Annotated in this window: 12 protein-coding genes; 7 read left to right on the top strand and 5 right to left on the bottom strand. The window is 68.3% G+C overall.

Going from position 1 to position 12,266, the window contains the following annotated elements; genetic code table 11:
- Positions 1–104 precede the first annotated feature (104 nt).
- Together V6U88_RS27030 and V6U88_RS27035 are read right to left on the bottom strand one after the other, a co-directional pair.
- Complete coding sequence (locus V6U88_RS27030) at positions 105–2,063, bottom strand: hypothetical protein (RefSeq protein ID WP_334457226.1); 1,959 nt, start codon at positions 2,061–2,063, stop codon at positions 105–107.
- A gap of 79 nt (positions 2,064–2,142) precedes the next feature.
- Complete coding sequence (locus V6U88_RS27035; RefSeq protein WP_334457227.1) at positions 2,143–3,999, bottom strand: Hsp70 family protein; 1,857 nt, start codon at positions 3,997–3,999, stop codon at positions 2,143–2,145.
- Between the two features lie 148 nt (positions 4,000–4,147).
- Here V6U88_RS27035 and V6U88_RS27040 point away from each other — a divergent pair, with 148 nt between their 5' ends.
- The 4 genes from V6U88_RS27040 (at position 4,148) to V6U88_RS27055 (ending at position 7,190) form a co-directional block, all read left to right on the top strand.
- Positions 4,148–5,032 carry a hypothetical protein gene (locus tag V6U88_RS27040; protein WP_334457230.1) on the top strand — a complete coding sequence of 295 codons (885 nt, stop codon included), beginning with the start codon at positions 4,148–4,150 and terminating at the stop codon, positions 5,030–5,032.
- Positions 5,033–5,385: 353 nt separating this feature from the next.
- Positions 5,386–5,841: a HEAT repeat domain-containing protein gene (locus V6U88_RS27045; RefSeq protein ID WP_334457231.1), complete on the top strand. Its 456-nt coding sequence runs from the start codon at positions 5,386–5,388 to the stop codon at positions 5,839–5,841.
- Positions 5,841–6,203, top strand: a complete 363-nt coding sequence (locus V6U88_RS27050) for a hypothetical protein (protein ID WP_334457233.1) — start codon at positions 5,841–5,843, stop codon at positions 6,201–6,203. Before V6U88_RS27045 ends, V6U88_RS27050 begins: the two co-directional genes overlap by 1 nt.
- 177 nt (positions 6,204–6,380) lie before the next feature.
- Positions 6,381–7,190, top strand: a complete 810-nt coding sequence (locus tag V6U88_RS27055) for a DUF4259 domain-containing protein (protein ID WP_334457235.1) — start codon at positions 6,381–6,383, stop codon at positions 7,188–7,190.
- 115 nt (positions 7,191–7,305) lie between these two features.
- Here V6U88_RS27055 and V6U88_RS27060 read toward each other — a convergent pair whose 3' ends face one another.
- On the bottom strand, positions 7,306–8,052 hold the full coding sequence (locus V6U88_RS27060) for a hypothetical protein (RefSeq protein WP_334457236.1): 747 nt from the start codon (positions 8,050–8,052) through the stop codon (positions 7,306–7,308).
- Positions 8,053–8,206: 154 nt separating this feature from the next.
- Here V6U88_RS27060 and V6U88_RS27065 point away from each other — a divergent pair, with 154 nt between their 5' ends.
- Positions 8,207–9,001, top strand: coding sequence for a hypothetical protein (locus V6U88_RS27065; protein WP_334457237.1), 795 nt, complete (start codon positions 8,207–8,209; stop codon positions 8,999–9,001).
- 138 nt (positions 9,002–9,139) lie between these two features.
- A complete protein-coding gene (locus V6U88_RS27070; protein ID WP_334457238.1) occupies positions 9,140–9,511 on the top strand; it encodes an ArsR/SmtB family transcription factor in 372 nt (123 codons plus the stop codon).
- 516 nt (positions 9,512–10,027) lie between these two features.
- Here the strand turns inward: V6U88_RS27070 and V6U88_RS27075 are convergent.
- A complete protein-coding gene (locus V6U88_RS27075) occupies positions 10,028–10,618 on the bottom strand; it encodes an HNH endonuclease family protein (RefSeq protein ID WP_442934709.1) in 591 nt (196 codons plus the stop codon).
- A gap of 337 nt (positions 10,619–10,955) precedes the next feature.
- On the opposite strand from V6U88_RS27075, the gene V6U88_RS27080 reads away from it, so the two are divergent.
- Positions 10,956–11,363, top strand: a complete 408-nt coding sequence (locus V6U88_RS27080) for an ATP-dependent DNA ligase (RefSeq protein WP_334457240.1) — start codon at positions 10,956–10,958, stop codon at positions 11,361–11,363.
- A 201-nt stretch (positions 11,364–11,564) separates the two neighbouring features.
- Here V6U88_RS27080 and V6U88_RS27085 read toward each other — a convergent pair whose 3' ends face one another.
- On the bottom strand, positions 11,565–12,251 hold the full coding sequence (locus V6U88_RS27085) for an Imm52 family immunity protein (protein ID WP_334457241.1): 687 nt from the start codon (positions 12,249–12,251) through the stop codon (positions 11,565–11,567).
- Positions 12,252–12,266 lie beyond the last annotated feature (15 nt).

The following is a 12,266-nucleotide window of genomic DNA, read 5'->3' on the forward strand; positions in this document are numbered from 1 at the left end:
CTGACAGGACCTGACACGACCTCACACGGTCTTACACGTCGAGGTCAGCCACGCCCCCGTGATTCCCCCGGCGCAGGCGAAGCCGGGCTGCGGGGGCGGGCAGCTCAGCTTGTGGAGGGAGCGATCTGGTGGACAAGTTGGGGTGGGAGCCCGGCGTCGGCAAGAGAGCGGTGGTAGGCGTGGAGGAGGTCCGCGGCGCCGGTGTGGTCGCCGAGGGCGGTGAGGGCGTCGGCGGCGCGGTGGTGCAGGTGCGCGTTGTAGGGGTCGACGCGCAGCGCGGCTTGCAGCAACTGCAGGGCGCGCTGTGGGTCGGGTTGGGCGGCGGCCGCGGCGGCGTAGGCGTCGATGACCAGTCGTCGGGTCGCTTCGCGCGGCGGGTCGACCCATGCCCAGTTGTGGCCGGTGGCGAGGTCGCCGGTGTAGGCGTCGATGACCTGTTGCCAGGCGCCGGTGTGGTCGGTGAGGGCGGTGGCGGCGTTGTGCGCTGCCGAGCGTAGGTGCCACAGGTCGACGTCTACCTGCTCCGGGTCGAGGCGGTAGCGGTCCTCGGCGTGGTCGATGGCATTGGCGCCGATGCTGCGGCGTAGTTCGCTGAGGGTGGTGTAGAGGCGTCCGGTGACGGTGTGGGCGGGGACACCGGGCCAGATCGCGTCGGTCAGCTGCCGAGTGCGCAGACCGTCGGGGTAGACGGCGAGGAGGATGAGAGCTTGCCAGGCGGCGCTGCGGCGAATCGTGACGGGTTGTCCGTCGACGATCAGGGCGGGTTTGCCGAGCACCCGCAGCTGCCTCTGTGGCGGGGCCGGTCGAGCGATGGCCGCGTGGGCGTCGACGGTATCGGCGGGGGGCCGTGGGCGAGGAAGGGCCGCGGCGTCGGCTGGCTGGCGCTGCAGCGGGGGCTGGGTGTGGGTGAGGACCGCGAGCAGGTCGGTGGCGGCGACCTGGTCCAGCACGCACAGCCGCGGCCCGCCCTGCTGCGGCCGTCCGGCCTCGCTGGTGTGACCGTGGACGTCGACGTGCCACGCGGCCCCGACCGGCGAGGTTCCGAGAACCACTGCGGTGACAGTGCCGGTATCGAGCACAGCGGCTAACCGGCTGCCAGCCGGCGCGGGCACGGTGTCGCTGATGAGCAGCATGTTGCGTGCGGCGCCGTGAGCAAGTGTCAGTGCTTCGTCGAGGCTGGTCGTGACCTGCAGGCCGGGGATCCCTTGTTGCAGTGCGACGGTGGCGGCTGGGCCGAGCAGCATCGTGAGGGCTTGGCGGGTGATCACGGTCGGTGCCGGACCCGCCGGTTGCCGTAGGGCGGTAAGCAGGGTGGTGACCAGGACTCCCCTGCCGGCGTGCAGGGCACCGGGCCCGGTCAGTGCCACCGCCGCCGGCAGCACGATCGGCGACGCCGCCGGCGTAGCCTCGGCCGGTCGTGGGCGTTCCGCCGTATCGGGGGTGTTGGCAGTGGCGTCCAAGGCCGCCCGGACAGCTGCGGCCGTCGTTGGCAGCGGTGCCAGGTCATGGTGCGGCGGTCCTGACCCGGTGAAGGGTTGGTAGTCGCGGCGGCGGCGCAGCCACACCAGCACCGATGCGGCTGCTATCTGCTCGGCCGTCTGGCGGGGCAGCCATCCTCCCGGGACGGTGACCCCCTCCCCCACGTCCACCGGGTCAGCGGTGTCGGGGCTGATCGGTGGACCGTCAATGGCGGAGGTGGTGACCGGGGCCACGGGTTCGGGAGGCTGGGCGACAGCGGCGTGGCCCGCGCCTAGGGCGGCCGCGCCGGCGACGCTGGTGGCGGTGGCCTGAAGTGGCGTGGGCAGCGGGAGGCGGCGCAGCCACCGCGCGCCGGAGCGCACCCTGCGGGCGGCGGCCACGATGGTGGTGTAGGCGACGAACAGCCAGATCAGCCAGGCCAGCAGGGTCAGACCGGCGGTGAGTGTGCGTTCGGTCAGCGGCTGCGCCACCCAGTCCTGTACCTGCTCGGCGGTGGGCATGCCTTGGATGGGCCATCGAGTGGTCTCGAGCAGGACCAGCGGCGGGACGATCAACAGCAGCGACAGCGCCAGCAGCCCTGCCACACGCTGTGACCATTTCACCGCCACCACCACCCGGTCGTTTCGCCTGCGGCGTGACGGAGGTTCGAGTCGGTGGAGACGTTCATGTGTGCAGGTGGGGGTGCGGTCGTAGGATCCGGGTCCACAGTTGGCGGATCCACCACACGGCGACCGCGATGGCGTAGATGACGCCGAGGATCCCGGTTGCGCGGGGGCTGACCAGGGCGGCGGTGATGACCGCCATGGGCGCGCCGAGGATCAGCCTGAGCAGTGGCTGTCGCACTATCGCCATGATGGTGCCGGCGCCGAGGAGCAGTCCGCCGAGGCGGCCGGTGATGTCGATGAACAGGATCATGTCGGGCCACCGGTCGGCGGTCAGCGAGTACTGGATGCACAACATGCCCGTGGCTGCGATCACCACCGAGGTGGTGGGGAAGGCTAGGAGCTGTGACCATCCGCCGGGGGGTGTGCGCCACTGGCGGGCGGCGACCAGGGCCATCACCGCTGCGACCGCGATGATCGGGGTGATCGGCAGCAGCGCCCACCGCAGGAACGGCCCGACCGCGGTCTGGATGTAGAGGCTTCCGACGACGGCGTACATGCCGGCGGTCGCGCTGCCCATGCTTGCGGCGGCGAGGATCCCGGTGCCGGTCTGCACGCCGGGTGGGTTGTGGTCGGCTGCGTTGCGGGCGGCGATGGCGGAGGCGATGACCGTGCCGGCGCCGAGGCAGGCGATCAGGGCGAACACCGCGGCCATGGCGAGTTCCCCCCAGTTGAGCAGCGCCGCCGGCCGGATGATGAAGCCACTCCACTGCGGGGTGAGCAAGAACTGCGCCACCAGGGCCAGCGACGCGAAGCCGGGCACCGCGATCGCGACCGCCCTGCGCACCGGCGGCACCGGAGGCGCCTCCTCAGCAACAGCGCCGCGGTCGGCCTGGGCGGAGCCAGCGTCAGCGGCGCCACGCACCGCGGCGAGGCCAGGATCAGCTACCACGATCGGGGGCATGCCGGTAGCTTCCGTGAGGGTCTTCTCCAGCAACGGCATGTGGGCAACGCCCCCGACGCAGTACAGACCCGCGACGCTTGCCCGGTCCACTTCCGCCGCAGCGACCGCTTCCACCGTCAGCTCAGCGACCCGGCTGAGCACTGGCTGCGCAGCCTGCTCGATCAGCGTCGCGTTCAATACCGCCGCCGGGCCGTCTGGCAGTGGCACGGTGACCGCGGCGTGGTGGGACAGGGCATGCTTCGCCGCCTGCACGCTGGCGGTCAGCGCCCACCTCTGCCCCTCCTCTCCCGCCGAACCGGTCGCCGCGCCGATCAACATGCCCGCCAGCGCATGGTCAATGGCGCCGCCACCAGCGTCCGGGTCGGCCAGGGTCGCCAGGACCTCGAACCCGGCCGGACCGCGACGGACAACGCTTACCTCCGCTCCCCCACCGACGTCGCAGACGACGAGGAACGCACCCACCGGAAGCTGCACACCCATCGACAGCAGATGACCGGCCACGGCAACCGGCGCTTCCACCAGGCGAGGCTGCGGCAGACCAGCCCGGTGCACGACATGCCGCATCCACGTCCGCCGGCGGGGCCCCCACCCCGCGGGCACCACCAGGCGCACGTCCTCGACCGGGACGCCCACCGCCTGCTGCGCCTCATCGGCCACCCGGCGCAGGGTCGCCACGACAAGATCCGACGCGTCGACCTCAGTGCCGGCGACGGTGAGGGTCTGCTCGGCGGAGCGCCGAGGCGCCGGAATGAACCGTCGCGGGTCCGCGACCGCCGCCTGCCAGGCCCCCTGCCCGGTCAGGACGTTCCCGTCATCGGATAGGAACACCGCGCTGGACAGTGCCGGCTCACCGTCGAACTGCAGCGGAAACCACCTGCCATCCGGCCAGGCCACGACCGCGGTCGTGGTGGCACTTCCACAGTCGATCGCCAGCCGCGCCTCCCCCGCTCGCATAGACCCCAGTCAAACATGAGGATCACCGTCACGTCACCCATGAATCACGCACAGCCACCACCAGGCAGCGGCCCGGAGGACACCTCAGAGGTAGCTACCTGCCGTCCCCGATCGCTTCACACACTTTGAGCACCTTGATCGTCATGGATTGGATGAAAGCATGGAACTAGGAATGACTCCGGTCACCGCCGAAGACGTCGCCGCCCTCTGGACGACAGCCGCTACAGCGACGGATCCCGTGGACCGAGAAGCCGCCGAAGCCGCCGTCCGGGCGGCCTACCGCGCTGCCGGCCTCCCGGCGCCGTCCCGATTCATCTGGTGCACGTCCCTGCACGAGGCCATCGACGCGCTCGGGCGCCACATCGGTGATGGCAACACGCCGCTGGTGCGCCAGGTGCGCCGAGACGTTCTCCAACAGGCCCTGTCCACGGCGCGGGCACCGCTGTGGCAGCAGGCATCCGACCTCGAACAGATCACCGCACACGGCGACTTCCACCAATTCTTCGAGTGGGAGGGCTACTACGGCGAACAACGCTACGACGGCATGGACGAACGCTACGACCTGATGGAACACCCCTACCTCTGCTCACCCGTCCTGCCAGCAGAACGCGCCGCGCTGCAACCGGTCCTGACCGCAGTACGCAGCACCTATGAGCAGGTCCTGCGCCCGACCTGGGACGCACTGGGCCAAGCAGTCCGCCGCTACGCCCTACATCCGGCCTGGTACTGGCACGACCACCACACGATGGTCGAACAAAAAGACGAGGCACGCGCCGTCGTGCAGTACTGCCTGCCCGACGCCAACGACCAGTTCTTCGATCCCGCCTGGCACTTCTACCCCGACCTCGTCGTCCTCGCCGCCATCGACACCTACCGCACCGCGTTCGGCACGACCCCGAACTCCGGCTGGGAAGGCTGCCGGGAGGTGTCGCTGACGTCCGGCCCCTGGTGGCCCTTTGCCGACCTCGCCGTGATGACCGAGCGAGTGATCGCCCAGCACATCGACGGGCCAGAGCCGCCGACGCGTGGGTGATCAGCACGGTAGACCTGGCAGCGGGCAGTCCTCAGGCGACAACAGGTATCCGGTGCCGTGACCCAAGACGGCGGTCAGAGTGCTGCAGCGCGACCGGTGTGTCGATCGCCAGTCGGCATGCCGTCACCAGGCATGGACGGAATCGACTATTGCCCCGTCAGCGGGACCTGTTCGATGCACACGGCGGGTTCAACCATCATGCGAGACCAGGCATTGGCGGCAGCCGCCAGTCCGGTCTCGGGCCCTGCGTGACAGACCGTTATCAGGACCTGCATGACACTCCGCCGAGCCGAGCCAGCGGGGATCGGTGCGGAAGGCCGATAATCGGGGCCCGCTCCGTCGAGGATCATGAGGTGGTGCCGTACGAGTATGAGGACCGGGACGCAGGCCGTGACGCGCTGAGAAGGGCACTGGCCCTGCTCACCGATCCCGACCCGCGGGTTCGTGAGCACGGTGCCGCTGAAGTCGGCGATTGCTTTCGACGCTGCGCCGGTGACCAGGACGATACGGAAGCCGCCGTGGCACGGCTGGTCACGCTGACGGCCGCTGAGACTGATGAGCGGGTGCGGGAGTCAGCGTTGAATGCGTGCGCCGACGCGGCCACCACCTACGTGCTGCCGCTGGCGCTGTTCCAGCAGCTGATTCCGCTGTTGCCCAACCTGTCGGCGGAGCTCACCGAGTATGTGCTGCTCATCCTTGGCCTGACGCACGCCCCGGCCGCCCGGCCGATCATCACGCCGTACCTCAACCACCCAGAAGCGTCCGTTCGGCTCGAAGCCAGCGACGCTCTGACGGAGCTCGCCGCCTGATGGACGCCACCGAACCCATCAGCGACGAGGAGCTCGCCGAGATCGAGGAGCTTGCCGACGCAGCGACTCCGGGTCCCTGGCACGTGCGTCAACTCGACGATGACTTCGCCATGAGCCTGGTCGCCATCAGCACGATCCCCGACACCGGGCTCGGTGAACGCTGGCCGGATTTCGACCATCACGAGATGGTGGCCGCCACCCTCGTCCAGCACCCTCGCTATGTCGATATCGCGGACGAACGGTGGGACGAGAACGCCCAGTTCATCGCCAGCGCCCGCAGCAACGTCCCACGCCTGATCGCTGAGATCCGAAGGCTCCGCCACCTACTCGCAACCAAAGGGCACAAGACCACCGGGGACTGACCGGCTCACCTGTCCACAGGTATTGACGATCCCTCTGATCATCTAGCCGAACGTGTCACCCACGTCCCGAGACTAATCTGTCACGGACGTCCCGAGACCCGGCCTTGGCCGCCAGCCGGCCGCAGGTGACGGGGAGCCGTACGTGTGGCAGGTTGGCCAGACGCGACACGTGAACGCATGGGGGTGACCATGGGCGCCTGGGGGCCTGGCCTGTTCTCCGACGACACGGCATGTGACGTGCGCGACGAGTACCGAGAGATGCTCGAAGACGGCCTGGACGACGACGAGGCCACCCAACGCATGCTCGGCTCCTACGCCGACACGCTCGACGACCCGGACGAGGCCACTTCAGTCTGGCTGGCCTTGGCCGTCACTCAATCCAAGCTCGGCCGCCTCGACCCCAGGGTTCGCGAGCGTGCCCTCGCCGCCATCGACAGCGGAGCCGACTTGGCCAGGTGGTCGGACAACCCTCGCCTCAGTGCCAAGCGCCGGGACGTCCTGAACAAGGCACGGGCACAACTGACCGGCCCACAGCCTCAGCGCAAGAAGGTGCGCCGTCCCAGCCGGCACGTCACCGACCTGCAACCGGGCGATGTGCTCAGCTACCGCGCGGCCAACGGCAATCTGGCGCTGTTGCGGGTTGCCCGCATCGACGACGACCGGCACTCCGTCGCACCCGTCCTCGTCGCCCTTGATTACACCGGCACCCGCTTGCCGCCCCAACCCGAACTCGACACCCTCGCCGACAAACCCGAGACGCCATTCCGGCTGGACGGGAGTCCACTGCCGCCCTGGGCCAGCGCCAGTTGGTGCGTCTCCGCCTTCAAGCGGATCGACTACGACGCTGCTGGATTTGAGCGTGTTGGACGCACCACCGCTCGACCAGGCGACCCGGACTTCCGCACCCCGACCTACACCTCATGGCAGCTACTGCCACGCGAACTGGAGCGCAACCTCACCGACGCGCCCGCCACGGTCGAGCCATAACGCCGACCCTTGAGCCAGGCATCAGACCTATTCGACCTCGACCGGGCGCCCCTGCTGATGGAGTTGGCGTTCCGCCGCACGTGTTCAGGCGTCGCCCAGCACCCGGACGTAGAGGTCACGTTGAGGGTCTGCGATCGGCGCGGCTGCTGTAATCGGTCAACAAATTAGGGTCGTAGGTCGGTTCCCCCCACCATGCCTCGACGAGCACGTCGTGGCCGAGTTCGGCGTCGACGACGTGGTGTAGGCCAAGGTCGACGATTCGATCATCGTATGGATGGAACGACTGCAGCGGATCCTCGCCCAGGACCGGGCCGAAGGAGTCGAGCAACGGTTTCCAGAGGTTGGCCCAGTTGCGGCCAGAGCCGGTGGTCACAGCGATCTGCATCCGAACCGGCCCTGAGCTGGCAGGAGCGGCCTGGGCCGCCAGCAACCGCTCCCGCAGGGTTTGCTTCCAGAGCTTGCTCGCGTACGACCCGGCGACGCGGGTAGCGAACTGTGGCCCCATGGTCACTGCCTGCGGCACAGCTGGCCCCACCGCCAGCGACGAGGATCCTCCCCGAACCTTGCGGCCGAACACGGCGCCGATCCGCTTGGCCCCGAGGCGCTGTGCCACCGGGTAGAGATAGTTGTCCAGGTCGCGTCCGCCCGCCGTCAACGGCAACGGGTCGGGCACGCCTACGACCAACTCGACGGCCACCGGCCCGTCCACTGCGGTCATCACCGGCTCGGCAATCGAGGCGACGTGGTCCAGGAACCGCGCCAGCCGTTCTTGGCTGGGACGGCCCGCAGCGTCCCAGCTTGCCAACTCGGGCCGGACCTCAAGCTCTGTGGCCTTGTTGGGGCGGGCGTACAACTTCCTCACGCGCACAATTCTCAGATCCGCCGGCTCTCACCACAACAGCTCTCCGAACCGGGTCTACACCCGACGGGAGCGTCACGACCACGCGGAGTAATCCTGCTTCCGATGCCCGCCTTCCAGCAGGGATCAACGGACATCCTCGGTCTACCCTGGTCCGATGGGGTTTGAGGTGTTGCGCCGAGACGTCAAGACCGACCTAGCCGACCTGGCCGAGCGCGGCCGGGTCCGTCGAGCCGACCAGCTTTCGGCCGCCACCGGGCAGCGGTTTCACGCCACCGCTGTGCCGCAATACTTCACCGGCGATCTAGACGCCCGCCTGGTGCTGGTCCACCTCAACCCGAAACAGGATCTCGCGCACGTGGCACCCTCCGCCTACAGCGGGCCAGTTCCGTGCGCCGAGGAGTACCTGGATCAGTGCATTCACTTCGGCCGCGACAAGTACGGACCCAACTCGGGTCGTACCCACAAGTCGCCCTTCGACTATCGACAAATCCGCTATCTGCGTCCATTCAATGTGATCGACTTTGTCGGCGACGATGTGTCCGATGCGAGATGGATCAACCTGGAACGGGTGGTCGACCGAAAGCTGCAGCTCGAGCTGATCCCGTACCAATCCGTCCAGTTCAGCACCCACGGCATGACACCGGCCGTCCTCAACGAGCATTTCGATCGGCTGTTGGACACCATCACCGCTGTCCCGCGCGCCTACGTCATCTTCTGCGGCAGCGTGTTCAGTGGGGTGCTGCAGCCCGGCTGGGTTCGGCGTGAGCATCGCTTCCGGCTGGCCAAGAACGACGGCAGGCTCACAGCAACGATGTATCGGTTCGCGAACTTGGTCATCACCCATGGCGGTCAAGAAGTCATCGCCGGCTGGGCACCCTCGTACCCTCAGCAAGGCATCCCCATGGACGCCTACGGCAGCGAATGCGCGGCCCGATACCACAGCGCCTGATCAGAGCGCCCGCTGTCGTTCCGCTCGCCGCCGCCCATGTCACGGACACGGCTGGGACGGGTTAACCCGGCTCCCTACCCGCGAACTGACGGTGACCGGTCCTGGTTCCACCGGCCTGTCGATGGCGTGGGTGGGACGATGGAAGACGTGGGAGCTGCGAAAACTGCTACGCCTGCTATCTCGCCGCTGGCTGGCGAGCCGATCAAGCGTGCCGATGCCGAGCGGCTCGCGGGAGTGTTGAAGGCATTCGCCGACCCGGCCCGGCTGCGACTGCTCAGTCTGATCCAGTCCGCTCCGGAGGGCGAGGCGTCCGTGAGTGACCTCACCGCGCCGCTTGGTCTCTCCCAGCCCACGGTAAGTCATCACCTTCGGATCCTCACCGACGCCGGCCTGCTCGAGCGCGACAAGCGGGGCGTCTGGGCGTACTACCGCCTCGTGCCGTCCGCGATCGCGGCGATCGCCGACCTGTTGACGCCACCCCGCAAGCGGGCGACGAAGAAGTCCCGCTGAGCGGCACTGCCGAAGGCCGCGTCGGTGCAGAGTTCCCAGCCGCACGTCGGCAGACCCCGAAGTCGTCGAGGTGGTGGCGGCGCAGTGGGTGCTGCCTAAGCGTGAAGTGCTGGTTGGTACGGAAGCCGGCGCCAGCCGCCACACCGCCCTCGCCCGCCGGCTCGCCCAACAGCGCCAGTCGAACGCTTGTACGATGCGGTGGGGCGGGGAGTGGCGGGGCGCTGGTGGAACGGCATCTGGGGACGGCTGGGCCGCCGGGACGTGTGGCTGACCCGCGAGGTTCGGTGGAAGGTCATCGCCCGCGCCGGCGATGCGGAGACGGGTCGGGTACTGCGGTGGGATTTCGACACCGAGTCCGAAGCCCTCGCCCTGATCCAGCGTCTGCTCGCCGCGGACGCCGGCGGCAGTTGGCGCGAGCAAGATGGTGACGCCGCTCGTCCCCGCCCCAGTGATGACTCAAGGGCCCGGCCGGCGGTCGCATCCCGAGTGACGGCGCCGCCGGCCGGAGCTGTGTGGTCAGGAGCTGCAGGTGTTGAGCATGCTCTGCAGCGCGGACTTCTCCGTCGACTGCAGGGTCAGGCCCCAGCTGTATTTCACGGTGATCCACATCTTGCTGTAGGTGCATCGGTAGGACGCCAGCGGCGGCTGCCACGTGGACGGGTCCTGGTCGCCCTTGGCCTGGTTGACGTTATCGGTGACCGCGATCAGCTGGGGGCGGGTGAGGTCGTTGGCGAAGCTCTGCCGCCGGCTGGTGGTCCAGGAGTTGGCGCCGGAGCGCCACGCCTCTGCCAGAGGCACGACGTGGTCGATGTCGACGTCCGAGGCCGCCGACCAGGTGGCGCCGTCATACGGGCTGTACCAGCGGCCGGACGTCGCCGCGCAGGAGCTGTCGACGACGACGGAGGTGCCGTCGCGCTTGAGGACCTGCTCGCGGGTGTTGCAGCTGCCGCTGATGGTGATCCAGTGCGGGAACAGGTCCCGGGAGTAGCCGCTGGTGCAGCCCTGCGCCGCCACCGTCAGGGCGTTCAGCTGGGACTGCGCCGTGGCCTTCGACGGGATGCCGGGAGGCGTGGCCGACGCGGGCTGCGCGTTCACGCCGGCCAGCAAGGTTCCCGCGAGCGCCGCGACGGCGAGCGCGGCAGCGTGCCTTTGGCGCGCGGGAGTCGGGAAGAGGTTTGAGTGGTCGACATGGCGGGCCTCCTCGTGGTGGATGGCTACCGTCTCTAAGGATCATGTCGATCGAAAGGCATGCCTGTAAAGGGAGGTCGTACGTCCATCGACTGTTCGGCATCTTCCTGCGCCGCCCGCCGCAGGGACCAACCCTGCAGAAGAGGAGGTAAGGCCTGTTCGGGTCTGCCCAAGGTGTGTCTCGCGGTCAGTCCCTGGCCGCCGGCGGGCCAGCCCACCCGACGCCGGTGGCAGGTTGCGGCCACCGGTCGCGCCGATGCTGGCAAAACCCGTTCGAATCGTGCCGACGGGCCACGGCCTGTCCTATGAGCCGAAGTGGGACGGCTGGCGGGCCCTGGCGTTCCGCCACCACGACGGGGTCTATCTGCAGTCCAGAGCCGAGCGTAACCTCGGCGCCTACTTCCCGGACGTCCTTGAGGCCGTCCACCAGGCGGTGGCACCCGGCGCCGTGCTGGACGGGGAACTCGTGGTGTGGGCGGGAGAACGGACCGACTGCTCCCAGTTGCAGCGGCGGGTCACCGCCGGGACTGGCCGCGACGCCCTGGCCAGGAGCCAGCCTTCGCGCCCGGTCCAGCGGTGCTCGGACGTGAACGGTGAGGTCGCGCTGCCTCATCACCCTGCGGGTCGTAGACCGTCAGCCCATATCGCGCCGCAAGATCCATGACCAAATCGATGGCGGGCCTGCTGTGCTGCCCGAACCTCTTGAGGCCCTTCATGGCGGCCGGACCTCTGCCTGCGGCAGCGCTCGTCGGCAGACGTGGCCGTCTACGTTGTCGTCAAACCAGCAACGGCTCCGCCAGGATCTGGCGGAGCCGTTGCGTCTCAACGGGAGGGCCGAAGTTAAGACATTATGAAGTTGGCCATCCTAGGGCGAAAGAAACTCAACGATATTCGACAACTGCGAATCCGATACCTGCCGAGGGTCAGGCCCAGCCGTCAACAAGATTCCGCTCGAGAATTCTTCCGCGGGCAGTCCGAGGGCCCTACCTTTCGCTGCCTCTTGATCGCCCGAGACATACGTCATCCATCCACCCACTGGACGCCCCGGCCCTCCTCCCTGAGCCGCACGCATCGAATGGCTCGCAAACGTCGCCCATTCCGGATCCCACGCCTCAACCACCGAGCAAAATACGAACCTCGCAATCTCTGGGTCGTACAGCTCAGCCGCCGCCTCTGAGGGCTCAGGGAGCTCCAGCAAGAAATAGTTATTGATGGAAGTCGTCGCCGGATAAGCACCGCATGTCGTGCTGAATGAGACCGGCACAGCACTCTTGTTCCACAGCGACACACGGAAGCCGAGCTCGGTGATGACGTGGTCACCCACATCTGTGCGGTTACGGCCACCCAACAGCATGGCCTCAAGAGCGTCATCGCTGGTTGCCACGGGGGTGCCGGAGGCGGCGGACCTGCTCTTGCCCTTACGAAACCATGCCGCCAAGGTCGGGTGTGCCGCCCCAAGATGACTCAAACAACGAGCCAGTCGACGGGCGCAGTCGGTAGCCGACTCGGCACGTGGTCCCCAGTAGGCACCTACGTAGAACATGTCCGCCATGCCTCACAGCTCTCC

The sequence above is a fragment of the Micromonospora sp. CPCC 205739 genome (genome assembly GCF_036906795.1).
In the GTDB taxonomy this organism is placed as follows: Bacteria; Actinomycetota; Actinomycetes; order Mycobacteriales; family Micromonosporaceae; genus Micromonospora.

Coding starts and splice junctions, on each gene's coding strand:
- V6U88_RS27055 (WP_334457235.1), top strand. CDS start 6,381: ATGGGGGTGACCATGGGCGCCTGGGGGCCTGGCCTGTTCTCCGACGAC.
- V6U88_RS27070 (WP_334457238.1), top strand. CDS start 9,140: ATGGAAGACGTGGGAGCTGCGAAAACTGCTACGCCTGCTATCTCGCCG.
- V6U88_RS27035 (WP_334457227.1), bottom strand. CDS start 3,999: ATGCGAGCGGGGGAGGCGCGGCTGGCGATCGACTGTGGAAGTGCCACC.
- V6U88_RS27065 (WP_334457237.1), top strand. CDS start 8,207: ATGGGGTTTGAGGTGTTGCGCCGAGACGTCAAGACCGACCTAGCCGAC.
- V6U88_RS27085 (WP_334457241.1), bottom strand. CDS start 12,251: ATGGCGGACATGTTCTACGTAGGTGCCTACTGGGGACCACGTGCCGAG.
- V6U88_RS27080 (WP_334457240.1), top strand. CDS start 10,956: ATGCTGGCAAAACCCGTTCGAATCGTGCCGACGGGCCACGGCCTGTCC.
- V6U88_RS27050 (WP_334457233.1), top strand. CDS start 5,841: ATGGACGCCACCGAACCCATCAGCGACGAGGAGCTCGCCGAGATCGAG.